Annotated in this window: 25 protein-coding genes and 1 riboswitch; of the genes, 8 read left to right on the top strand and 17 right to left on the bottom strand. The window is 72.6% G+C overall.

The features are described from left to right. Positions 1-38: 38 nt before the first annotated feature. A complete protein-coding gene (locus tag ACFKCF_RS15765; protein ID WP_394494178.1) occupies positions 39-515 on the top strand; it encodes a YbaK/EbsC family protein in 477 nt (158 codons plus the stop codon). A gap of 10 nt (positions 516-525) precedes the next feature. Continuing rightward, entirely contained in the window at positions 526-1,086 is a 561-nt protein-coding gene (locus tag ACFKCF_RS15760; RefSeq protein ID WP_394494176.1) for a GNAT family N-acetyltransferase, read from the top strand. Positions 1,087-1,671: 585 nt separating this feature from the next. Here the strand turns inward: ACFKCF_RS15760 and metF are convergent. Then, positions 1,672-2,592 carry a methylenetetrahydrofolate reductase [NAD(P)H] gene (gene metF / locus ACFKCF_RS15755; RefSeq protein ID WP_394494174.1) on the bottom strand — a complete coding sequence of 307 codons (921 nt, stop codon included), beginning with the start codon at positions 2,590-2,592 and terminating at the stop codon, positions 1,672-1,674. A gap of 169 nt (positions 2,593-2,761) precedes the next feature. On the opposite strand from metF, the gene ACFKCF_RS15750 reads away from it, so the two are divergent. Further along, the gene (locus tag ACFKCF_RS15750) at positions 2,762-3,829 is read left to right on the top strand and encodes a polyprenyl synthetase family protein (protein WP_394494173.1); all 1,068 of its coding nucleotides are present in this window, start codon (positions 2,762-2,764) and stop codon (positions 3,827-3,829) included. A 198-nt stretch (positions 3,830-4,027) separates the two neighbouring features. Here the strand turns inward: ACFKCF_RS15750 and thiE are convergent, their stop codons facing one another. Genes thiE through ACFKCF_RS15735 form a run of 3 tightly spaced genes read right to left on the bottom strand, consistent with a single transcriptional unit; the run spans position 4,028 to position 6,218 of the window. Continuing rightward, positions 4,028-4,666, bottom strand: a complete 639-nt coding sequence (thiE, locus tag ACFKCF_RS15745) for a thiamine phosphate synthase (protein WP_394494172.1) — start codon at positions 4,664-4,666, stop codon at positions 4,028-4,030. After that, positions 4,644-5,018: an Rv2175c family DNA-binding protein gene (locus ACFKCF_RS15740; RefSeq protein WP_318787511.1), complete on the bottom strand. Its 375-nt coding sequence runs from the start codon at positions 5,016-5,018 to the stop codon at positions 4,644-4,646. The genes thiE and ACFKCF_RS15740 overlap by 23 nt, the downstream gene beginning before the upstream one ends. Positions 5,019-5,048: 30 nt before the next feature. After that, positions 5,049-6,218, bottom strand: a complete 1,170-nt coding sequence (locus ACFKCF_RS15735; protein ID WP_394494170.1) for an NAD(P)/FAD-dependent oxidoreductase — start codon at positions 6,216-6,218, stop codon at positions 5,049-5,051. A 53-nt stretch (positions 6,219-6,271) separates the two neighbouring features. Continuing rightward, a riboswitch (TPP riboswitch) is annotated at positions 6,272-6,389 on the top strand. On the opposite strand from ACFKCF_RS15735, the gene thiO reads away from it, so the two are divergent. From thiO to pknB, 4 genes are all read left to right on the top strand, one after another. After that, complete coding sequence (gene thiO, locus ACFKCF_RS15730; RefSeq protein WP_394494168.1) at positions 6,379-7,494, top strand: glycine oxidase ThiO; 1,116 nt, start codon at positions 6,379-6,381, stop codon at positions 7,492-7,494. Its footprint overlaps the riboswitch before it by 11 nt. Continuing rightward, positions 7,491-7,691, top strand: a complete 201-nt coding sequence (thiS, locus tag ACFKCF_RS15725) for a sulfur carrier protein ThiS (RefSeq protein ID WP_394494167.1) — start codon at positions 7,491-7,493, stop codon at positions 7,689-7,691. The genes thiO and thiS overlap by 4 nt, the downstream gene beginning before the upstream one ends. Next, positions 7,684-8,439: a thiazole synthase gene (locus ACFKCF_RS15720; protein ID WP_394494165.1), complete on the top strand. Its 756-nt coding sequence runs from the start codon at positions 7,684-7,686 to the stop codon at positions 8,437-8,439. Before thiS ends, ACFKCF_RS15720 begins: the two co-directional genes overlap by 8 nt. 105 nt (positions 8,440-8,544) lie before the next feature. After that, entirely contained in the window at positions 8,545-10,446 is a 1,902-nt protein-coding gene (gene pknB / locus ACFKCF_RS15715) for a Stk1 family PASTA domain-containing Ser/Thr kinase (protein ID WP_394494163.1), read from the top strand. 45 nt (positions 10,447-10,491) lie between these two features. Here the strand turns inward: pknB and alc are convergent, their stop codons facing one another. The 10 genes from alc to uraD all read right to left on the bottom strand — a co-directional run bounded on the left by alc (position 10,492) and on the right by uraD (position 18,683). Further along, positions 10,492-11,442: an allantoicase gene (gene alc / locus ACFKCF_RS15710; RefSeq protein WP_394494161.1), complete on the bottom strand. Its 951-nt coding sequence runs from the start codon at positions 11,440-11,442 to the stop codon at positions 10,492-10,494. A 2-nt stretch (positions 11,443-11,444) separates the two neighbouring features. Continuing rightward, complete coding sequence (gene allB, locus ACFKCF_RS15705; RefSeq protein WP_394494159.1) at positions 11,445-12,749, bottom strand: allantoinase AllB; 1,305 nt, start codon at positions 12,747-12,749, stop codon at positions 11,445-11,447. Beyond that, positions 12,750-13,904, bottom strand: a complete 1,155-nt coding sequence (locus ACFKCF_RS15700) for a glycerate kinase (RefSeq protein WP_394494157.1) — start codon at positions 13,902-13,904, stop codon at positions 12,750-12,752. 139 nt (positions 13,905-14,043) lie between these two features. After that, positions 14,044-14,256 (bottom strand): EF-hand domain-containing protein, encoded by a 213-nt coding sequence (locus tag ACFKCF_RS15695; protein ID WP_394494155.1) that lies wholly within the window; start codon positions 14,254-14,256, stop codon positions 14,044-14,046. Positions 14,257-14,304: 48 nt separating this feature from the next. Next, a complete protein-coding gene (locus ACFKCF_RS15690) occupies positions 14,305-15,690 on the bottom strand; it encodes an 8-oxoguanine deaminase (RefSeq protein WP_394494154.1) in 1,386 nt (461 codons plus the stop codon). Further along, positions 15,687-16,160, bottom strand: coding sequence for a (2Fe-2S)-binding protein (locus tag ACFKCF_RS15685; RefSeq protein ID WP_394494152.1), 474 nt, complete (start codon positions 16,158-16,160; stop codon positions 15,687-15,689). The genes ACFKCF_RS15690 and ACFKCF_RS15685 overlap by 4 nt, the downstream gene beginning before the upstream one ends. After that, a complete protein-coding gene (locus ACFKCF_RS15680) occupies positions 16,160-17,020 on the bottom strand; it encodes an FAD binding domain-containing protein (protein WP_394494151.1) in 861 nt (286 codons plus the stop codon). The genes ACFKCF_RS15685 and ACFKCF_RS15680 overlap by 1 nt, the downstream gene beginning before the upstream one ends. A gap of 5 nt (positions 17,021-17,025) precedes the next feature. Next, positions 17,026-17,886, bottom strand: a complete 861-nt coding sequence (pucL, locus tag ACFKCF_RS15675) for a factor-independent urate hydroxylase (RefSeq protein WP_394494149.1) — start codon at positions 17,884-17,886, stop codon at positions 17,026-17,028. Continuing rightward, on the bottom strand, positions 17,887-18,186 hold the full coding sequence (gene uraH, locus ACFKCF_RS15670; RefSeq protein WP_394494147.1) for a hydroxyisourate hydrolase: 300 nt from the start codon (positions 18,184-18,186) through the stop codon (positions 17,887-17,889). Continuing rightward, positions 18,183-18,683 (bottom strand): 2-oxo-4-hydroxy-4-carboxy-5-ureidoimidazoline decarboxylase, encoded by a 501-nt coding sequence (uraD, locus tag ACFKCF_RS15665; RefSeq protein WP_394494145.1) that lies wholly within the window; start codon positions 18,681-18,683, stop codon positions 18,183-18,185. The genes uraH and uraD overlap by 4 nt, the downstream gene beginning before the upstream one ends. Before the next feature lie 167 nt (positions 18,684-18,850). On the opposite strand from uraD, the gene ACFKCF_RS15660 reads away from it, so the two are divergent. Continuing rightward, positions 18,851-19,690 carry a deoxyribonuclease IV gene (locus tag ACFKCF_RS15660; protein WP_394494144.1) on the top strand — a complete coding sequence of 280 codons (840 nt, stop codon included), beginning with the start codon at positions 18,851-18,853 and terminating at the stop codon, positions 19,688-19,690. A 338-nt stretch (positions 19,691-20,028) separates the two neighbouring features. Here ACFKCF_RS15660 and ACFKCF_RS15655 read toward each other — a convergent pair whose 3' ends face one another. The 3 genes from ACFKCF_RS15655 to ACFKCF_RS15645 form a co-directional block, all read right to left on the bottom strand. After that, complete coding sequence (locus ACFKCF_RS15655) at positions 20,029-21,519, bottom strand: cation acetate symporter (protein WP_394494142.1); 1,491 nt, start codon at positions 21,517-21,519, stop codon at positions 20,029-20,031. A 98-nt stretch (positions 21,520-21,617) separates the two neighbouring features. Further along, entirely contained in the window at positions 21,618-21,911 is a 294-nt protein-coding gene (locus ACFKCF_RS15650) for a hypothetical protein (RefSeq protein ID WP_394494141.1), read from the bottom strand. After that, positions 21,908-22,648 carry a LytR/AlgR family response regulator transcription factor gene (locus ACFKCF_RS15645; protein ID WP_394494139.1) on the bottom strand — a complete coding sequence of 247 codons (741 nt, stop codon included), beginning with the start codon at positions 22,646-22,648 and terminating at the stop codon, positions 21,908-21,910. The genes ACFKCF_RS15650 and ACFKCF_RS15645 overlap by 4 nt, the downstream gene beginning before the upstream one ends. Position 22,649 lies beyond the last annotated feature (1 nt).

Below are 22,649 nucleotides of genomic sequence, written 5' to 3'. Positions count from 1 at the left end.
ATCGGTAATGGAGCGGTCAACCTGTTTAGAGTGTGTCCATGTCTGAGAAGTTGCCGTCCAATGCGGTCGTCGTTCAATCCGCTCTGCGCGAACTGGGAGCGGGCGGCGAGATCATCGTCCTGCCCGAGAAGGCGCCCACGGCGGCGACCGCCGCGGCCCAGGTCGGGTGCGAGGTCGGGGCCATCGCCAACAGCCTGATCTTCGACGCGGACGGCGCGCCGCTCCTCGTGCTGACCAGCGGGGCGCACCGCGTGGACGTGGAGCTGATCGCCCGCACCGCGGGGGTGGGGAAGGTACGCCGGGCGACGCCGGAGTTCGTGAGGGCGGCGACCGGCCAGCCCATCGGCGGCGTGGCCCCGGTCGGGCATCCGGCGCCCGTGCGGACCCTGGTGGACAACTGGCTGAGCAAGCACGAGGTGGTGTGGGCGGCCGGGGGGCATCCGCTGACCGTGTTCCCGACGACGTTTGACGAGCTCGTGCGGATCACCGGGGGTACGGCGGTGGACGTCGAGTAGTGTGCGACGCGTGATCGAGTTTCGCGGGGCGGGGCCGGCCGAGTTCGTCGAGCGGCTGGACACGGTGATCGACATCTACACGGCTGCCATGAACCCGCCCGCGGACCAGATCAACGGCCGCAAAGCCATCATGCGAAATCACGCGACTTATCCCCATTTCCAGTGTTATTTCGCAGAATTGCGCGATCCGTCCCTTTCCGCCCCCGTCACCGTCGGCTTCGCGTACGGCTTCCGCGGCACCCCGGGGCAGTGGTGGCACGACGTGGTCTTCCGCGCCCTGACGGACCGGCTCGGCCAGGAGGCCGCCAACGCCTGGCTCGGCTACGCGCTGGAGCTGGCCGAGATCCACGTCCACCCGGACTTCCAGAGCAAAGGCATCGGCCGCGCCATGATCCGCACCCTCTGCGCGGGCCGCCCCGAGCGCTCGGCCGTCCTGTCCACCCACGACCAGCCCACGGCCGCCCGCCACCTTTACGCCAGCATGGGCTTCACGGACCTGCTCACGCGCTTCATCTTCCCGGGCGGCTACGAGGACTACGCCATCATGGGCCGCCCCCTGCCCTTGACGTGAGGACCACGTCCTGATGAACCCGTGACTGTTGGGTTTGTCTGCCGATTACTTGGGGCACCATCCATTACGCAAGGTAGTCACCCCTTTACTAACCGTCTACTACCCCCTGCCCGTCACCCGCCCGGTCCCCCTGCGGGCGGGTGACGGGCCCCTTTCACTTCCACCACGGCAGACGCCCAGCACGGCAACGAACGATCCAATGACCCGACGCGCCAGCCAACGACCCGGTTGGACCCAGCACTTCGAAAGGATGACTCCCTCGCCCCAGCACGCAGGCGCCCAGGTCCGCCCGGCCCACTCCGGCGCCGGTGCGGCGAGAGGGGGTCGGCGGGAGGCGGCGCAATGTGTGCGGCGCGTGGTCACCGCCGGCGCCTCGGTCAAGCGATCCTGCCGACCGCTCAGGCCAACGCTTAGCGCCCCGGACGGAACCCGCGTTGCGCCGTTGCGGTGGGCGGCCCCGTGCGGGTCAGCCGGCGTCTCCCTGGAGGCCGCCGGCCACGTGCGGCGGGTGGCGCCGCCCGTGCTCCGCCGTAAAAGCCATAAAAAGCCGTAAAAACAGGGGGTTTAGGGCCGGAGAAATGGGGGTCAGGCGGAGAGAGGCACCGCGTCGAGACGTTGGAAGACCTCGCGCGAGGCGCTGGAGCGGTTGAAGGTGATGAAGTGGATGCCGGGCGCGCCCTCGTCGAGCAGCCGCCGGCACAGCTCGGCCCCGTGCTCGATGCCCAGCCGCCGCACCGCCGCCGGGTCGTCGGCGACCTCCTCGAAGCGGGCCGCCACCTCCGCCGGGAACGGCGCTCCCGACAGCTGCTCCGAGCGCGCGATCGTGCTCATCTGCGTCACCGGCATGATGCACGGGATGATCGGCGTGTCGCACCCCCGGGCCGCCACCCGGTCGCGCAGCCGCAGGTAGTCGTCCGCGCGGAAGAACATCTGCGTGATCGCGTAGTCGGCGCCCGCCTCGCACTTGCGCACGAAGAACTCGGTGTCGCTCTCGATGGACGGCGAGCGCGGGTGCTTGTAGGGGAAGGCGGCGACGCCGACGCAGAAGTCGCCCGACTGCCTGATCAGCCGCACCAGCTCCTCGGCGTAGAGGACGCCTTCGGGGTGCCGCACCCAGTCGGCCGCCGGGTCGCCGGGGGGGTCGCCGCGGACGGCCAGGATGTTGCGCACCCCGGCGTCGGCGAAGCGCCCCACCAGGTGGCGCAGCTCGCGGATCGAGTGGTTGACCGCCGTGAAGTGCGCCACGGGCGTGAGCGTCGTGTCGTGGGCGATCCGCTCGACGATGTCGACCGTGCGGTCGCGCGTGGAGCCGCCCGCGCCGTAGGTCACCGACACGAACGTCGGCCGCAGCGACTCCAGCTCTCTGATCGCCTTCCAGAGCTGCCGCTCTCCCTCGTCGGTCTTCGGCGGGAAGAACTCGAAGGAGAACGACCGGCCACCGGCGGCGAGCATGTCGCGGACGGTGGGAACACGATCGGGCAGGATGGAGGGTCGACCAAGCGCCATGTCCCAAGGTTACAGGGACCTCGCCCGCCCAAGGTCACGACCGCGTCACCCCGGCCGCCACACCGATGTCACCGGCCCGGGTCGCGCATCATCGCCCACGCCACCCCAGATGCCCCTATTGGGACACCTGCACATCCGATCGCCCGCACGCGGCCACTAGTCTCAAGGCATGACCACTGACGCCGTTGGCATGGACACCCTGCGCACACAGGTGGAGCGTGCCCTCGGAGAGTTCGTCGAACGACAGCTGCCCATCCCCGGTGACCCCGAGCTCGAGCCGCTGCGCACGGCCGCCGACGAGTTGCTGTCCGGCGGCAAGCGGCTGCGTCCGGCGTTCTGCTACTGGGGCTGGCGCGGCGCGGGCGGCACGGACGTGCCCGAGATCTTCACCGCGGCGGCCTCGCTGGAGCTGCTGCAGGCCAGTGCGCTGGTGCACGACGACGTGATGGACAAGAGCGACCTGCGCAGAGGCATGCCGTCCGCGCACCGCCGGTTCCAGGCGTTGCACGAGAAGTCGGCTTGGCACGGGTCCGGGGAGCAGTTCGGCGAGGGCGCGGCGATCCTGCTGGGCAACCTGCTGCTGATCTGGTCGGGCGAGATGTGGCGCACCAGCGGCCTGCCGCCCGAGTCCCTGGCGGCGGCCCAGCCCGTGCACGACCACATGCGTACGGAGCTGATGTGCGGCCAGTACCTCGACCTGCTGGAGCAGGCGCACGGCGAGAACACGTTCGAGTCGGCGCTGCGGGTGGCGCTGTTCAAGAGCGGCAAGTACTCGGTGGAGCAGCCGCTCCGGCTCGGGCTGGTGCTCGCCGGCGGCAAGCTCGCTCCCTGGATGGACGAGCTGTGCACGGGCTACGGCACGCGGGTCGGGATCGCGTTCCAGCTGCGTGACGACATCCTGGGGGTCTTCGGCGACCCGGCGCAGACGGGCAAGCCCGCCGGCGACGACCTGCGGGAGGGCAAGCGGACGATGCTCGTGGCCCGCACGCTGGCGGCGGCCTCCCCGGGTGCGGCGCAGACCGTCCGGCGGCTGCTCGGGGATCCCGGGCTGGACGAGGGCGGGGTGGAGACGCTGCGGCAGATCATCGACGACACGGGCGCGCTGCAGGAGTGCGAGGACCTGATCGGCGACTATCTGGGCGAGGCGCTGTCCGCGCTCGACGGGGCGCCGATCACGGTGGAGGCGCGCGCGGCTCTGACGGAGCTGGCCATCGCCGCCACCTCCCGCAAGACCTGACCGAACGGCACGGGCGCCTCTGACTTGGAGGCACCCGCCTGGTGGCGGGCGCCTCGCCGGTCCGGGACCTCATGGATTCCCCAGGTCCCGCGTGGTGACGGGCGGCTCGCCGGTCCAGGGCCTCAGGGGTCACAAACCCCGTCTCGTGGCGGGCGCCTCATGAATCCCAAGGCCCGTGTGGTCGGGCTGCCGCCGCGGTCAGACGGAGGACAGGCGCTTGGCGAACTCCGCCGCCGCCGCGCCCGGATCCTCCGCGTCCGTGATCGCGCGTACGACCACCACGCGGCGCACGCCGTACGACATCACCTCGTCCAGATTCGCGAGGTCGATGCCGCCGATCCCGAACCACGGCCGCGTGGTCTCCAGCGCGGCCGCGTGCCGGAGCAGCGGCGGGCCGGGGGCCGGGCGGCCGGGCTTGGTGGGCGTGGGCCAGATGGGGCCGCAGCAGAAGTAGTCGACGCCCGGCTCCGCTGCCGCGGCGGAAGCCTCGGCCACGGAGTGGGTGGACCGTCCGATGACGATGTCGTCGCCGAGTATCTCTCGCGCGACCGTCACAGGAAGGTCGTCCTGCCCCAGGTGGAGCACGTCGGGCCGGGCGGCGTAGGCGATGTCCGCCCGGTCGTTGACGGCCAGCAGTTTGCCGTGCCGGTCGCAGGCGTCGCGGAAGACTTCGAGGAGCGCGAGTTCTTCGCGGGCCTCCAGGCCCTTCTCCCGCAGCTGGATGATGTCCACGCCGCCGGCCAGCACCGAGTCGAGGAACTCTGCCAGGTCGCCGCGGTCGCGGCGGCCGTCGGTGCAGAGATAGAGGCGGGCTTCAGAAACCGAGGGCTTGGGCACGCCGCTTGACCTCGGTATGACGGCCGGCCTTGATCGCCTCGATCGGCGATCCGGGCAGGGACTCGTCAGGGGTGAAGAGCCAGCGCAGCGACTCGACATCGTCGTAGCCGGCGTCCAGCAACACGGTCAGCGTGCCGGGCAGGCCCTTCATCACATCCTTTCCATCGAGGAACACCGCAGGCACCTGCGGCCCGCCGCTCCCCCGGCGTACACCGAGCAGCTTGTGGTCCTTGAGGAGTTGCTTGGCCCGGCCGATCGGAAGGTCTAGGCGCGAGGCCACTTCGGGGAGCGTGAGCCACTCGTCGACGAGCTGGTCGGTCTCCCGGTCGATCTGTGCAACAGAAAGCGTCACGAAACCACAACTACCACATGCCGTGCTTGCTCAAACAACACAATCCCGTAGAGGGACTTCTGGATCTACCAGGCGTTCCGCGTCGAGACGGTGTCCCGCGTCGATGATGCGGCGCCCCTGTACGAGGTCCCGCGGCCGGTCCACGGCGAGCACCGCGGCGAGGACGTCGTCGGCCGTGAGCCAGACGGCCGACCACTTGCCCTCCGGCTCGCCCCGATAGATCAAGCGCTCTCCGGCCGAATGATGACCGGCATATTGCACCATGTGCCCGAACTGTTCCGACCAGAAGTACGGAACGGGATCGTACGCGATGTCCTCGCCCAGCAGGCTCGCGGCGGCCACCTCGGGGGCGTTGAGCGCGGTGTCCCAGTGCTCGACCCTGAGCCTGGTCTGCCAGCGGCGCGACCACCAGGCGGCGCAGTCGCCGACGGCGACCGTGCCGGGGAGGGAGGCGCGCAGGTGCTCGTCCACGACGACGCCGTTGTGGAGGTCGATGTCGGCGCCGGTGAGCCATTCGACGGCCGGGCGCACGCCGATGCCCGTGACCACCACATGGGCGTCCACGAACTCGCCGCCCACCAATCGCACGCCGCCCTCGTCCACGGAGTCGACCATGGTGTCGAGCCGCAGGTCGATGCCGTCGTACCAGCGCTCGGTGCGGGCCCCGATCTCGGCGCCGACGGCCGTGGCGAGCGGCGCCGGGCCGGCCTCGATCACGGTCACCGCGCACCCGGCGCGGCGGGCGGCGGTGGCCACCTCCGCGCCGATCCAGCCGGCGCCGATGATCGCGACGCGGGCGCCGGGGACGAGCACGGCCCTGAGCTCGTGGGCGTCGTCGAGCGTGCGCAGCACGTGCTGCGGGCCGTCGCCGGGCAGCCTGATCGGCTCGGCGCCGGTGGCGATGACCAGCCCGTCGTAGCCGATCTCGCCCTCCGTGGTCTCCACGACGCCCTCGCGCAGCGCCTTGGCGCTCACCCCTGGCCGGAACTCCACGTCGATCGCCGCGAGGTCGGTGTCGACGTAGCTGGTGTCGGCGTCACCGAACAGCACGGCCTTGGACAGCGGTGGACGGTCGTAGGGGCGATGCCGCTCCTCCCCGACCAGCGTGATCCTTCCGCCGAACCCCCGTGCGCGCAGCGCCTCCACGGTGCGCACTCCGGCCAGGCCCGCTCCCACCACCACGACTCTGTTCACGTTCATGACCCTAACGTGGGCCGGTGTCCGGGCGTCGCAGCGAGGCCGTAGGCTGGGGGCGTAAGACGCGCGGGAGTCCGGCCGTGACCGGGCTGAGAGGAAGGCTGCCTTCGGGCCTTCGACCGCAAGACACCTGATCCGGATCATGCCGGCGAAGGGAGCGCGGATGGACGTGATCGTGGGCGGCGGGGTCGTCGGGCTCTCCGTGGCCTGGCGGCTGGCTCGCGAGGGGCGGCCCGTCACCCTGGTCGACCCGGCCCCCGCCTCGGGGGCCTCGCACGCGGCGGCGGGGATGCTGGCGCCGGTCAGCGAGGTCACCTACACGGAGGTGCCGCTGCTGCGGCTCGGCGTGGCGTCGCTGCGCCGCTGGCCCGACTTCGCCGCCGAGCTGGCCGCCGACGCGGGTCTGGCAGGCCCCGAGGCCCTGGACCTGCGCTCCGAGGGGACCCTCGACGTGGCGTTCGGGGCGGACGACCTGGCCGCGCTGGACGAGCTGGCCGCCTACCTGGAGAAGCTGGAGCTGCCCGTCCGGCGGCTGACCGGCCGCGAGTGCCGCCGCCTGGAGCCCATGCTGGCCCCCTCGGTGCGGGGCGGGCTGCTGGCCGCCGGCGATTCCTGGGTGGACCCGCGCCGCGTGACGGCGGCGCTGCTCGCCGCGCTCGAGCGGCGCGGAGTCCAGCTCGTACGGGCGCGCGCCGGCGAGCTGCTGCGCGACGGCGGCCGGGTCACGGGGGTTCGCCTGGAGCCGTCCGGCGACGATGACCGGCGGGCCGAGCTGCGGGCGGAGCGGGTGGTCCTGGCGGCCGGGGCGTGGAGCGCCGGGCTGGCCGAGGTGCCGGTGCGGCCGGTCAAGGGGCAGATCATGCGGTTGCGTTCCCCGCAGCCGCTGCTCACCCGGTGCGTCCGCGGCACCGTGCACGGCACTCCGGTCTACCTCGTCCCCCGGGGCGACGGCGAGCTGGTGGTCGGGGCCACGCAGGAGGAGATGGGCTTCGACACCAGGGTGACCGCGGGCGGGCTCTACGAGCTGCTGCGCGACGCCAGGGAGCTGGTGCCGGGCGTCACCGAGCTGGAGGTCTCCGACGTGGTGGCCGGGCTGCGGCCGGGCACGCCGGACAACCTGCCGCTCATCGGGCCGAGCGGCACCCCGGGGCTGGCGCTGGCCACCGGTCATCACCGGGGCGGCGTGCTCCTGTCGCCGCTCACGGCGGACATCCTGCTGGGCGAGGAGGGCGAGCTCGCGGCAATGTGCTCACCTGGGAGATTTCGGGAAATTTCATGATTGTGACGATCAACGGAGCCTCGCACGAGGTGGCCGACGGCATGACCGTGGCGCAGGCCGTACGCACATTGACCACGGCCACCACCGGAGTGGCCGTGGCCGTCAACGACGAGGTGGTCACGCGGAGCTCGTGGGAGACGACGGCGCTCAGCGACCGTGACCGGGTGGAGGTTCTGACGGCGGTGCAAGGTGGATGATCTGATCATCGCCGGGGAGAGCTTCTCCTCCCGGCTCATCATGGGCACCGGCGGCGCGCCCTCGCTCGACGTGCTCGACCAGGCGCTGGCCGCCTCCGGCACCGAGCTGACCACGGTGGCGATCCGGCGGGTCGACCCCAGCGCCCCCGGTTCGGTCCTTGACGTGCTGCGCAAGCGGGACATCAAGGTGCTCCCCAACACGGCGGGCTGCTTCACGGCGGGCGAGGCCGTGCTGACGGCGCGGCTGGCGAGGGAGGCCCTCGGCACGAACTGGATCAAGGTCGAGGTCATCGCCGACGAGCGCACGCTGCTGCCCGACCCGATCGAGACGTTCGACGCGGCCGAGCGGCTGGTCGCCGACGGGTTCGTGGTGCTGCCGTACATCGGGGACGACCCCGCGCTGGCGCGGCGGCTGGAGCAGGCGGGCTGCGCGGCCGTCATGCCGCTGGGCGGGCCGATCGGCTCGGGCCTCGGCATCCGCAACCCGCACAGCATCGAGCTGATCGTCGAGGCCGTGTCCGTGCCGGTGGTGCTCGACGCGGGCATCGGCACGGCCAGCGACGCCGCGCTGGCGATGGAGCTGGGCTGCGCCGCCGTCATGCTGGCCACGGCGGTCACCAGGGCGCAGCGGCCCGATCTCATGGCGCTCGCCATGAAGCAGGCCGTGGAGGCCGGACGGCTGGCGCGGCTGGCGGGCCGCATCCCGCGCAGGCGCTACGCCGAGGCCTCCTCACCGATGACTCCCTGACCCGAGTGACGCGTGGGGAGCTGGGACGTTCCAACGGGAACGTCTCAGCATCGGTTTCGGGCGGCGAGGCCCTCCCAGTGGCAAAACGCCCGTAAACTCAGCGGGGTGGATACGACGACTGCGGACCCCCTGGTCGGGCGGCTCCTCGATGGGCGATACCGCATCGAGAGCCGGATCGCCCGGGGCGGTATGGCGACCGTCTACCTCGCGCTGGACGTCCGCCTGGACCGGACGGTGGCGCTGAAGGTCATGCACCCTTCGCTGGCCGAGGACCCGGCGTTCGTCCGGAGGTTCATCGGCGAGGCCAAGTCGGTTGCCCGCCTCTCCCATCCCAACGTGGTGCACGTCTTCGACCAGGGGACCGACGCCGACGTCGTCTACCTGTCGATGGAGTACGTGCCCGGCAAGACGCTGCGCGACATCCTGCGCGAGCGCGGCAGGCTGCCCGCCCGCGAGGCGCTCGAGATCATGATCCCGGTGCTCGCCGCCCTCGGCGCGGCCCACCAGGCCGGGATGGTCCACCGCGACGTCAAGCCGGAAAACGTCCTGATGACCGACGACGGCCGGGTCAAGGTCGTCGACTTCGGCCTGGCCCGGGCCATCGAGGCCACCAACCAGACCCGCACCGGCGTGATGATCGGCACCATCGGCTACATGGCGCCCGAGCAGGTCACCACCGGCGCCGCCGACGTGCGCAGCGACGTCTACGCCGCGGGCATCATGCTGTTCGAGCTGGTCACCGGCCAGCAGCCCTACGACGGCGCGACGCCCATGTCGGTGGCCTACCGGCACGTCCACGACACCGTGCCCGCGCCGTCGTCGGTCGTCCCCGAGGTGCCGCCGCTGATCGACACGCTGGTGGCCCAGGCGACGGCCCGCGAGCCGGACCAGCGCCCCGCCGACGCGACCGCGATGCTCGTGGCCGCCGTCGACGCGCACCGGATGCTGCCGCGCCTGACCAACCCGCCGGCCTCCCATGCCCAGACGCAGGTCTTCAACGCCTCCGGCGCCGTCTCGATGCCCCAGCCCGCCCCCGCCCACACCTTGATCCAGCCGCGGGCGGAGGTGCCGCCGCCGCGGCGGCAGGGGTTCAGGCCCAACTGGTTCCTGGTGGCGCTCGCCGGGGTGATGGTGGTCGCGGTCGGGCTGACGGGCTGGTATTTCGCGCAGCCCGAGATGGTCTCCGTGCCCGACCTGGTCGGCAAGAACATGGCGCTGGCCAAGCAGAGCGCCGCCGCGGCCGGCCTCAAGGTGCAGGAGGCCGAGGGCCGCAACGACGAGAAGGTGGCCGCGGGCCTGGTCCTGCGCACCGACCCGGCGGCGACCACCGAGGTGGAGAAGGGCGCCACGGTCACGCTGGTGCCCTCGCTCGGGCCCAAGCGCGTGGCCGTGCCCAACACCGAGGGCATGACCGGCGACCAGGCGCGGGCCAAGATCGCCGAGGCCGGGCTGACCGTCGGCGTCGTCAAGCGGCTGGCCAACCAGGAGGTCGAGCGCGACAAGGTCATCCGCACCTCGCCGCAGGTCGGCGAGAAGGTGCGGGAGGGCGCCAAGGTCGACATCTACGTCAGCGCCGGCATGGTGATGCCCGACGTCAACGGCATGCCCAAGGACGAGGCCGCCCAATATCTCGGCGGGCTCGGCTTCCAGGTGCAGGTCAACGAGGTGGACGACGACGCCGAGCCGTGCACGGTCATCGCGCAGACGCCCAAGGCGAAGTCCGAGGTGGACAAGGGCGCGCAGGTCATGGTCACGGTGGCGCGGTGCCAGACGGACTTCTGGGACTGGCTCAACGGCGACAGGGACGACGAGGCCCGCGACGATCAGCAGTTCGCCCTGGTGCCGGCGGTGATCGGCAAGGAGGTCAGGGACGCCAGGACCGAGTTGGAGGCCCTGGGGTTCAGGGTGACGGTGCGGCGGCTGGGCAACCGCGGCGTGGTCCAGTTCCAGCGGCCGTTGCCCAACAGCGAGCGGCCGCAGGGGAGCACGGTCGTCCTCTGGCAGTGAGCCCTGCGACCCGCGGCCTCGGGCGATCACAGCGCGCCGGGGTGGTCAGGGGGTGGCGAGGTGGCCGTGGAGGCGGACGCGGGCGAGACCGCCGTCCGGGTAGATGTCCACCCGTACGTGCGTGACCGGGTCCGGGTGGGCCAGGCGGAAGCGGTGCGGGGTGTCGGGCTGCAGGCGCGTCCTCGGCAGGAGCTCCACCTCCCGGTCGCCGTCCAGGCCCGTCAGTGAGACCGCGCCCGGCGCGTTGAACAGCAGGTTCGTGGTGTCGATCTCGGCCAGCCTGATCACGCCGCGCCCGGCCAGCCGGATGACCAGCCAGTCGTTGCCGTCGCCGCGGCGGCGAGCGGTCTCCCAGCCCTCCGCCTGGTGGCGGGCCAGGCCGGGGGCGATGGCGTTGTTGGGGGCCGAGTAGAACTCGTTGGAGCAGGCGGTGACCAGGGCGCCGTTCGCGAGCGCGGCCAGGTCGAGGCCGAGCCCGTCGTACACGGACAGGTCGGGCCGGGCCTCCCCGTGCACCCGGAGGCGGGCGACGCCGCCGTCGGGGAAGATGTTCAGCCGCACGTGGGTGAACCGGCGCTCGTCGGTGACGGCGAAGTGGTGCTCGCTGTCGCCTGTGAGCTCGGCCCGGGGGACGATCTCCGTCCACGGAGCGGCCTCGAGCTCGGCCGGGGAGGGGTGGCCCTCGACCGAGGCCGCCTCGACGCGGGCGTGAGGCGGGTAGTTGCCCTTGAACCACGCCGTGTCGATCACCACGCCGCGGATCACGCCGGGGACGCCGAGCCGCACCAGGGCCCAGTCGTGGCCGGGCGAGCGGCGGCGGCGGGTCTCCCACCCGTCGTAGACCTGCCCCTTGCTCCCGAACGTCTCCGCCTGGAAGCCGGGCCGCCCCGGCCGGATCAGGCTCTCCTTCTCCGCGAACGACTCGTCGCTGGCCGCCACGACGGAGCCGCCGAGCGTGCGCAGGGCGAGGTCAGGCAGGGTGATGAAGCCTGGCAAATCTACTGCTCTCCCAACAGGAATCGTCCGTGCGGCGCGCCGTCCACGGGCCGCCCGCGCAGCCAGGTGGTCAGTACGGCGCCCTTGAGCACCCGGCCGTGGTACGGGGTGACCGGGTTCTTGTGGTGGAGGCGCGCGGCGTCCACCGGGTTGTCGGCGGACGGGTCAAATGCCACCAGATCAGCATCATTACCCGGCTTTATCCCGCCTTTTCCGGAAATTTCGGCCATTGCCGCCGGATTGGCTGACATCCAGCGCACCACGTCCCCCAGCCCGTACCCCCTCCGCGACGCCTCCGTCCAGACCGCGGGCAGCCCGAGCTGGAGCGAGGCGATGCCGCCCCAGGCGGCGGCGAAGTCGGGCACCTTGAGGTCGGCGGGCGAGGGCGAGTGGTCGGACACGACGCAGCTCAGCACGCCCCTGGCCAGCCCGTCCCACAGCAGGTCGCGGTTGGCCTCGGAGCGGATGGGCGGGCAGCACTTGTACGCGGTCGCCCCCTCGGGCACCTGCTCGGCCGCCAGCGTCAGGTAGTGGGGGCAGGTCTCCGCCGTGACCGCCACGCCCTCGGCCCGGGCCGACTCCAGCACCTCCAGGCAGGAGGCGCTGGAGACGTGCAGGATGTGCACCCGGGCGCCGGTCTGCGCCGCCAGCCGCACCACCCGCGCGACGGCGCTGCGCTCCGACTCCCCCGGCCGCGACTCCAGGAACTCGCGGTACGTCGGCCCGCCCGGCTCCCCGAGCAGCGCCGGGTCCTCGGCGTGCACCACCATCACGCCGCCGACCGAGGCCACCTCGGACAGCGCCTCCCGCAGCTCGGAGTCACCGAGCGGCGGGAACTCCTCCACCCCCGACGGCGACATGAAGCACTTGAACCCGTAGACCCCGCGCTTGCGCAGGGGCGCGAGGTCCTTGACGTTGCCCGGCACGGCCCCGCCCCAGAAGCCCACGTCCACGTGGCACTGCCCCTCGGCGGCCCGCAGCTTGGCCTCGAAGGCCGCCACGTTCACGGTGGGCGGGAGGGAGTTGAGCGGCATGTCGAGGATCGTGGTGACACCTCCGGCGGCGGCCGCCCTGGTCGCCGAGCCGAACCCCTCCCAGTGCGTCCGCCCCGGCTCGTTGACGTGCACGTGGGTGTCGACCAGGCCGGGGAGCAGGGCCAGGTCGCGCAGGTCGATGTCCTCGGCGGCCTCGAGCGGGGCGGCGTAGTCGTACAGGCCGGCGATCTTCCCGCCCCGCACGGCCACCGCCGCCGCCCGCTCGCCCTCCGGGGTGACGGTACGGCGGGATCGGATCACCAGATCGGTCATCTAGTCCCCTTCGAGATGGACGGCGGCCAGCCGCGCGGCCAGGCGCTCGAGCAGGGGCCCGGCCTCGGCCATGCAGCGTTCGGGGTCGGGTTCGAGGTCGGTGAGGGCGTAGGCCGCCTCGATGCCGGCGGCCCGCAGCTCGTCGTCGGTGAGCGTACGGCGCCCGCAGACGGCCACCACGGGGACGCCCGCCTGCGCCGCGGCCCGCGCCACCCCGACGGGCGCCTTGCCGCGCAGGGACTGCTCGTCCAGCGACCCCTCGCCCGTGATCACCAGCCGCGCGTCCTTGACCAGCTCGCCGAACCCGAGCAGGTCGAGCAGGTAGCCGATGCCGGGCCGGATCTCGGCGTGCAGGAACGCCAGCGCGGCGAACCCCACGCCGCCGGCCGCCCCCGCCCCCGGCGCCCCCGCCACGCCCATCGCGCGCGGCGTGTCGTCGTGCTCGACCGCCCCCATCAGCCCGTGGGTCGCGGTCGCGACGGCGGCCAGCCGGGTCAGACCGGCCTCCAGCGTCTTGACGTCGTGCGGGGAGGCGCCCTTCTGGGGCCCGTAGACGGCGGCGGCGCCGTGCGGCCCGAGGAGCGGGTTGTCCACGTCGCTGGCCACCACGAACTCCACGCCGGAGACGTCCACGAAGCCCGACAGGTCGATCCGGGCGAGCTCCTTCAGCGCGGCCCCGCCCCGGGGGAGGTCCTCGCCGTCGGCGTCCAGCAGGCGCGCGCCGAGCGCCTGCGCCATGCCGGCTCCCCCGTCGGTGCAGGCGCTCCCGCCCAGCCCCAGGACCACGCGCTTGGCGCCCCGGCGCACGGCGTCGGCGATCAGCTCGCCCGTGCCGTGGCTGGTGGCGGTCAGCGGCTCGTGCCCGCCGGGCAGGCGGCGCAGCCCCGACGCCTCGGCCAGCTCCACCACCGCGGTCGCGTCGGTGTCCTGCCAGGCGTACGAGGCGGAGATCCGCTCGCCGGTGGGCCCGGTGACCTCGATCGTGACCCGGCCGAACCCGCCGGCCACGGCCGCGTCCACGGTGCCGTCGCCCCCGTCGGCCACCGGCAGCTCCACCGTGGGCACGCCGAGCCCGGCCGAGACCCGGGCGGCCACCTCGGCCGCCGTCAGCGACCCCTTGAACTTGTCGGGGGCGACCAGAACCTGCTGAACCACTACGAACCCCTACAGGATGGTGAACAATGTCCTGACACGCCTTCCTGCCCGGTGCGAGCGGGCAGGAAGGCGTGACTCATCATCACATCCCCGCGCCGCGCGGACCGTCCGGGGCCCGTTCCGGAAACCGGCCGGAAGGTCAGGAGACCGTGCGGATGAACTCCTCCAGCGAGTAGCGGCCGTCCTGGTCGGAGTCGGCGGCCTGGCTCATCGCCCCCAGCGCCTCCGCCGGGAGGCCGGGGAAGTGCCGCTTCAGCTCGGCCTCGCTGATGTAGCCGTCGCCGTCGGTGTCGATCGACGCGAAAGTGCTCTTGAGCTGCGCCAGCCGCTCTTCTGGGAGTTCCTCGGGCACGGGATGACCTTCCTGCTCGTTCGGGACGTTCCCACCCTAGTCTCCCGGTCAGTGGTGGAGCTCCTTGGCCGCGGTGAGGCCGCGTTCGCGCGCCAGCCGCATCAGCCGGCGGTGGGCGTCGGCGCCCGCGCGCCCGGCGGCGTCCTGAGGGACGGTCCTCAGCTCGCCGTCCTCGACCACGACCCGGCCGCCGACCAGCACCCGCGCCAGCGGTGGCGGAGGGCCGAAGACGAGCGCGCAGACCGGGTCGGCCACCGCCGAGGTGAACGGGCCGTCGACCCGCCACAGGGCGAGGTCGGCCAGCTTGCCGGGTTCGAGCGAGCCGAGCTCGTGCTCGCGGCCGAGGTTGCGGGCCCCGCCGAGCGTGGCGATCTCGAGGGCCTGGCGGGCCGTGAGCGCCTGGGGGCCGAACCTGGCGCGCTGGAACAGCAGGGCCTGCCGCAGCTCTCCCACGAGCGGCGTCAGCTCGGAGGAGGCGCTGCCGTCCACGCCGAGGCCCACGTTCGCGCCGCGGCGCAGCATCTCGGAGACGCGGGCGATGCCGGCGCCGAGCCGGCCGTTCGACGAGGGGCAGTGCGCGGAGCCCGTGCCGGTGGCGGCGAGCTTGCCGATGTCGTCGTCGCTCAGGTGCACGGAGTGCGCGAACCACACGTCGGGCCCCAGCCAGCCCAGCTTCTCCATGTAGTCCACGGGGCGCAGCCCGAACTGGGCCAGGCAGTGCTCGTCCTCGTCCGAGGTCTCGGCGACGTGCGTGTGCAGGCGCACGCCCTTGGCCCTGGCCAGGGCGGCGGACTCGGTCATCAGCTCGGCGCTGGAGGAGAACGGCGAGCACGGCGCGACCGCGATCCGCAACATCGAGGAGAAGGACGGGTCATGGTAGGCGTCCACGGCCTCCGACGTGGCGGCCAGGATCTCGTCCAGCTCCTCGACCACGACGTCCGGCGGCAGCCCGCCCTGCGACTGGCCCCGGTCCATCGAGCCGCGGGCGGGGTGGAAGCGGATGCCCACCTCGCGGGCGGCCTCGATCTCGGCCGCGAACAGGTCGCCCCTGCCCTTGGGGAAGATGTAGTGGTGGTCGCTGGAGGTGGTGCAGCCCGACAGCGCCAGCCAGCCCAGGCCCGCCGTGGCCGCCCCGTTGACCACTTCGGCGTCCATGGCGGCCCATACCTGGTAGAGCGCGACCAGCCACTCGAACAGCGTCGCGTCCTGCGCCAGGCCCTGCGAGGCCCACTGGTAGAGGTGGTGGTGGGTGTTGACCAGGCCGGGGGTGGCCAGGCAGCCGGTGCCGTCGATCCTGGTCGCGCCCGGCCCAGCGCCCGGCGCGGGCCCGGGGCCGAGCTCCGCGATCCGGTCCCCCTCGATCCTGATATATCCCGTTTCGATCTCCGGGCCGGCGACCGGCGCGATGTGGACGTTCTCGATGAGCAGGCTCACTCGGCGCCCGCCTTCCGCGCCGCGGCCAGCCGTACCGCTTCGATGATCTTCTCGTAGCCCGTGCACCGGCACAGGTTCCCGGCCAGCGCCTCCCTGATCTCCGCGTCGGACGGCCGCTCCACCCGGGCGATCAGGTCGTGCGCCTGCACCACCAGCCCCGGCGTGCAGAACCCGCACTGCACGGCCCCGCACTCCACGAACGCCTCCTGGACCGGATCGAGCCGGTCCCCCTCGGCGAGCCCTTCGACGGTGCGCACCTGGCGCCCCTCGGCCTGCCCGGCGGCGACCAGGCAGGAGCAGACCGGCAGGCCGTCGAGATAGACCGTGCAGGATCCGCATTCGCCCTGCTCGCAGGCGTTCTTGGAGCCGGGGAGCCCGACGCGCTCGCGCAGCACGTACAGGAGGCTCTCGCCCTCCCAGACGTCGTCGGCGATCTCCTCGCGGCCGTTGACGGTGAAGGTGACGCGCATCAGGCGGCCCTCTTTCCCAGATGGTCGTTCCAGGCCCAGGCCAGCGTGCGGCGGGCCATCACGCCGATGGCGTGCACCCGGTAGGCGGCCTTGCCCCGTACGTCGTCGATCGGCGCCGCGGCCGCCGCGCACAGCTCACCGAATCGCCTGGTCAGCGCCGGATCGAGCGGCGCCGTCCAGTCTAGTTCGCGGGCCAGCAGCTCCTCCGCCTCCAGCGCCCGGCGCGGCGTGGGCGCCGCGGAGCCGATCCCCGTGCCGACCCGCCGCTCGTCCGGGTGCAGCGCGATCGCGAACGAGCACACCGCGATCACCATGGCGTTGCGCGTGCCGACCTTGGAGAAGTACTGGGGCCCGGTCGCGGGCCTGACGTGGACGGCCCTGATCAGCTCGTCGGGCTCCAGCGCGCTGCGCTTGACCCCCAGGTAGAACTCGTCGGCCGGGATCATCCTGACGCCGCGCTCGCGCGAGTCCACCTCGACCACCGCGCCGGCCGCCAGCAGCGGCGGGTGGCTGTCGCCGGCGGGCGAGGCCGCGCCGAGGTTGCCGCCGACGGATCCGCGGTTGCGGATCTGCGGCGAGCCGACCGTGCGCGCGGCCTGGGCGAGCCCCGGCAGCGGCCCGCCCAGCTCGTCGATGATCCGCGCGTACGGCACCGCGGCCCCGACCCGGCACGTGCCGCCGACCATGGCCCACTCCCGCAGCTCGGTCACCTGGTTGAGGTCGAGCAGCGCCGCGGGCCTGCGCACGTCCATGTTGATCTCCACCATGACGTCGGTGCCGCCCTGGATGGGCACCGCGTCGGGCCGGTCCGCCTTGGCGGCCAGCGCCTCTTCCCACGTCGTGGGTCGCAAGAAGTCCATGTCCCCTACTCCCAGGCGAATCCGGCGCCGGGTGCGTCCTCCCGCAGCACGCTGCCCTCGATCAGGCCGTAAGGGCGGTCGGCGGCGTGGAAGACCTCGTTGTCGTTGTCCAGGCCGAACGGCGACAGGTCCACGGTGAAGTGGTGCTTGTTCGGCATCGCGAGCCGGATCTCGCAGATCTCGGGACAGGTGCTCAGGGCTCGCTCGCCCATGGCGTAGAGGGTCTGCTGGAGCGACAGGCTGTGGGTGTCGGCGAACGCGTCCAGCAGGCACTGCCGCACCTGCTCGTACGACTTGCCGTACGCGGGCGTGTCCCCCGTGTGCCGCCAGCGCGCGGCGACGGCGGTGGCAAGGACGCGGTCGGTGGTGGGCGGCAGCGTGGTGTACTCGTCCACGATGTAGCCGTGGAACTCCGAGCCGGTCGTGTTCATCAGCACCAGGTCCTTGAGCCCGGACACCACCGTGGAGCGGCCGTCCCGGTCGCGGTGGACGACGCACGTGCGCACCTCGCCGCCGTCGCGCACGAACGAGTGCGGACCGCGGCGGGTCCACGCGTACTCGTCGATCTCGACCCTGGCGTGGTGGACCGTCGGCTGCGACTGCACGAAGTGCCCGGCCAGCAGGAGGGCGAACTCCTCGATCTGGCCGACGCCGTGCTTCTTCGCCAGCGCGTACGCGGTGTTCTTCTGCGTGTCGGTGGGCAGGACGGCGGCGTTGTCGCCGGTCAGGTGGACGGCCTCCATGTCGCCGGAGAGGGAGGTGCTGACGTTGAGGTCCTTGACGTGGTGGACGGGCCCGTCCCTGACCACGTGGACGAGCCTGGTCTCCGCCTTGCCGTAGCGGTTGGGTCCGAGCCTGATGGACATCTAGCTCCCTCGGTAGGTGGAGTAGGCGTACGGGCTGAGCAGCAGGGGCACGTGGTAGTGCCGTCCGGGGTCGGCGACGGTGAAGGTGACGACGACCTCGGGGTAGAACGTCTCCTCCAGGTAGGCCCCGGTGTCGAAGACGACCCGGTGGACGCCGGCTCCCGGGTGCCAGCCCTTGATGCGCCCGTCGTCGTCGGTGCGCCCCTCGGCCACCACCCGGCCCTCGTGCTCCAGGCGGACGTGGACGCCCTGCGCGGGCAGCCCGGTGACCGCGTTCAGCACGTGCGTCGAGAAGCTCATGTCCCCTCCTTCATGAGCTTGCGCAGCCGCAGCGCGGTGATCGCGGCCAGCTCGCCCCGCACGGCCGCCCGCTCGCTCTCCTCGTCGTTGCCCAGCCGCTCGCGCAGCCTGGCCAGCATCTGGGTCCCGGTGAGCCCGGTGGCGCAGATCAGGTAGACGTGCCCGAACCGGTCCTCGTACGCCTTGTTGCCCGCCGCGAGCGCCGTACGCACCTCGTCCTCCACCCCTGACTGCTCCTGGCGCGACCACGACGCCTCTTTGCCCTGGCCCGCCGCCCGCTCCCCGATCCTCGGGTGCGCCCGGAGCGCCTCCAGCACGTCGTCCCACCCCAGGTCCCGGACGGCCGCCTCGGCGGTGGCGGCGAGCTCGTCGAGATCGTCGTACGGCCGCAGTGCCGCCACCTTCGCGGCGAAGGCGCGCGAGGAGCAGCAGGCCAGCAGCTCCTGCTCGGCGCCGGCCGGGGACCTGGCGTTGAAGTCGCTCAGCGTGTCGGGCATGTCAGAAGTACACACACCCGCTTCGTGCCCGGTCCATCCACGAGAACTCCGAACCGGCCGCCCCCGCGGCCAAAACTTTTCGTGTCATCATCCAACCGGCGGGCCGACGCGCCCGGTCCGCGCCGGCCCCCGGGTTGTCGGGGCGTGCACCTACACTGAGACCCATCATGACCCCAACATCCCTGATCGGCGGGCACGTGCTCGTCGCGGGCGGCCTGGCGACGGGCGGCCTCGCATACATGGCCGAGATCGGCGCCGAGATGATCCAGGTCTTCGTGACCAACCCGCGCGGCTGGGCGCTCGCCGAGGGCAAGCCCGACGAGGACGCCAAGCTGGCCGAGTCGGGCGTCGAGACGTTCGTCCACGTGCCCTATCTCGCCAACTTCGGCTCGCCCAGCCCGGAGACCCTGGCCAACTCCATCGCGCTGGTGCGCCACACGCTGCGGCGCGGCGCCGACCTCGGCGCCAAGGGAGTCGTGGTGCACACGGGCTCGGCGGTCACGCAGTCGCGCGACGACGCGCTGCGCCAGGTGCGGGAAAACCTGCTGCCGCTGCTGGAGGAGATCCCCGACGGCGGGCCCGACCTGCTGCTGGAGCCGATGGCCGGGCAGGGCGCCATGCTCTGCGCCACCGTCCAGGACATCGAGCCCTACCTGGCCGCGCTCGACTGGCATCCGCGCGCCGGCATCTGCCTCGACACCTGCCACGCCTTCGCCGCCGGTCACGACCTCGCGGCGCCGGGCGGGGTGAAGGAGACGTTCGACGCCCTGCACGAGATCGCTCCCGGGCGGCTCAAGCTGATCCACGCCAACGACTCCAAGGACGTGTGCGGCGCCAAGAAGGACCGGCACGAGAACATCGGGGCGGGCCACATCGGCGCGCAGCCGTTCGCCGAGCTCATGCGCCACCCGGCCGTGGCGGGGGTGCCGATCTGCATCGAGACTCCGGGCAAGGCGCCCAAGCACGCCGAGGACATCGCCCTGCTGAAGAAGCTGCGCGACTCCTGACCCGGCCGTCTCGTCGCGAAAGGGGCGCCTGCTCGCGCGATCCGGCCGCCCCCGAAGGGCCGAATCGCGGGGCCGGCTGAGGGCCTCAGCAGGCGCCCCTTCACGTGACCGGCGTGGCGGGCCCCACCCCCGGATGGGGCCCGGCAGCCGTGGTGACCTGCGCGGTCACCGGTGAAGCCGGCGCATCAGGCCTGTCGTGAGCCCCCCGGCTCGTCCCCCCCGATGCGCCGGAGTGGCTTTCCGTTGCCGAAACACTACGGTCGCGATCTTGCGGGCGATACCCTGTTTTCGGACAGCTCGTTGAACGGTCCGTAGTCATCGATATACGGAGAGTGCTGTTACGATGAGCGGTCGCCGTGCTGCGACGAGCGGTAGCCCCGTGGGCCCGCGAGGTCCTCGGGCAGGTGCATCCGGGCCATCATCCGCCCCACGCCGCGCGGCATCCGACCCGGTGTGACCAGGGAAATCATCACCATCGCGGCAAAGGCGACCGGCACCGCCACCGGCGCGGGGTTGGACGTGAGCACGCCCATCTTCACGCCCGCCTGCTCCTCGATCACCAGCACCGCCGTCACGCCCCCGCCGAGCGCGAATCCGGCCGCCACCCCCGCGTCCGTCAGCCGGCGCCACCAGATCCCGAGCACCAGCAGCGGGCAGAGCGTGGCCGCCGAGAGGCTGAAACCGAGCAGGACGAGCGCCACCGACGCCTGCGGCCCGGTGACCGCCGTCAGCGCGAGCGCGGCCAGCAGCACCAGGCACACGGCCGTGCGGAAGGCGCGGACCCCGACCCGGGCCAGGCACGCCGACACCGCTCCCCCGACCGCCACCAGCACGCCCGCCGTGGTGGCCAGGAAGGCGGCGAACGCCCCGGCGGCCAGCGCCCCGGTGAGCACGTCGCCCACGGGCCCTGGAAGCAGCCTGGCGGGCAGCAGCAACACGATCTCGTCCGGGGGGCCCCTGTGCACGTGCCCGTGGCCCAGGAGCCCGTACAGCGGCGGCACGAGACAGAACACCGCCAGCATGGCCTGCGTCGCCACGATCGACCGCCTGGCCTCGCGCCCGTCGCTGTTGGTGTAGACCCGGACGATCACGTGCGGCAGCCCCATCGTGCCCAGCGCGCAGGCCACCAGCACGGTCAGCACGCCGGGCAGCGACGGGTCGCCCACCCCCGCCAGCCCCGGCTCGGCGGCCCGGTAGGCCCCCTCGAACCAGGTGACGGACCGCGCGCCGGCCGCCCACCAGCACACCGCCCCCACCCCGGCGAACACGATCAGCTTCAGCCAGAACTGCGCGGCCAGCACGCTCGTCACGCTCCCCAGCCCGCCCGCCCAGGCCACGACCAGCGCCGCCGAGGCAATGGCCGCCCACCCGAGCCACGGCGGGAGCCCGGTCAGCAGCCGCACCACCGTCCCCGCCGCGTGGAGCTGCGCGACCATGAAGGCCAGCCCGATCGTCAGGACGAGGAACGTGGCGAAGCGCCGCAGCCTGGCCGATCTCAGCCGCCACTCGGCGAAGTCGGGCAGCGTGTACGTCCCCGAGCGCCGCAAGGGCGCGACGACCAGGGCGAGGATGACGACGAACCCGGCCGTGGCCCCCAGCGGGTACCACAGCATCGGCCCGCCCCGGGTGGCGATGAGCCCGGCCAGGCCCAGGCAGGCCGCGGCCGAGGTGGCCTCGGAGGCGATGGCGGCGCCGTTCCACCAGGGCGGAACGGCCCTGGCGGCCACGTAGAAGTCGCAGACGCCGCTGGAGCGGCGCGGTCGCGCGGAGCCCACCATGACGCCCAGCACCAGCACGAAGGCGATCCCGGTCAGCACCGCGACGGTCATCTCTCCGCCCGCCCGCTCATCTCCCCAGCCGCTCCACCCGCCGCAACCCCAGCCCGCTCATCTCCCCAGCCGCTCCACCCGCCGCAGCCCCAGCCCGCTCACCTTTCCAGCCGCTCCGCGCGCCTGAGCTGCAGCACTGCCAGCACGACCCAGACCCCCTGCACGGCCAGCGAGAGCGCGAACCAGGCCCAGGGAGCGGGCATCCACACGGCGATCACCGGGACGCCCGCCAGCAGCGCGGCCACGGCGCCCACGGTCAGCAGCGCCTGCCGTAACTGCCGCCCCACGATCGCCGGCACGTCGGGCCCGCCGTCGTCCGGGTCGAACCGGTCGCGGGAGCGCCCGAGCGCGACCGGCCTGCGGGACACGATCACCCGCCGCTCCGCCGTCACGAGATCACGTCCCTGTGGTGGCGTACGAGCTGGTCGCGCACCTGGCGGCTGTGCCGCCTGCTGACCTGCAGCGTCTCGGTGCCGACGGTGAGCGTCATCCGCCCGCCCTCGAAGCGCAGCTCGCTGACGTGCCGCCCGGAGACCAGCGTGCTGCGGTGGATGCGGATGAACCCGGCGCCCGACCAGCGCCGCTCCAGCGCGGCCAGCGACATGCGCACGAGGTAGCTGCCGTCGACGGTGTGCAGCCGCACGTAGTCGCCCTTGGCCTCGGCGAACCAGACGGCCTGCTGCGGCACGAACCGGGTGCGCCCGCCGAGCTCGACCGGGATCACCTCGTCCTGGCCGGGCTCGGGCACGGGCAGGGAGGTGGCCTCCAGCCGCCGCACGGCCTCGGCCAGGCGCTCGGCCCTGACCGGCTTGAGCAGGTAGTCGACGGCCTCCAGCTCGAACGCCTGCACCGCGCACTCCTCGTGCGCCGTCACGAACACCAGCCGGGGCGGGCTGGGGAACCCGCCGACCAGCCGGGCCAGGTCGAGCCCGTCGAGCCCGGGCATGCGGATGTCGAGGAACACCCCGTCGAGCCGCTCGCCCCCGCCGATCATCTGGACCATGTCCTGCAGCGCCGTGACGCCGTCGGCGGCGGTCGCGACGTGTTCGATCCGTTCGTCCTGGCGCAGCAGATAGGCGAGCTCCTCCAGAGCGGGGACCTCGTCGTCGACGGCCAGGACTCTCAGCATG

Source organism: Nonomuraea sp. JJY05, from assembly GCF_043496855.1.
GTDB lineage: Bacteria > Actinomycetota > Actinomycetes > Streptosporangiales > Streptosporangiaceae > Nonomuraea.
The sequence above is the reverse complement of the archived record's forward strand: the minus strand, read 5'-3'. Positions and strand labels throughout refer to the sequence as shown.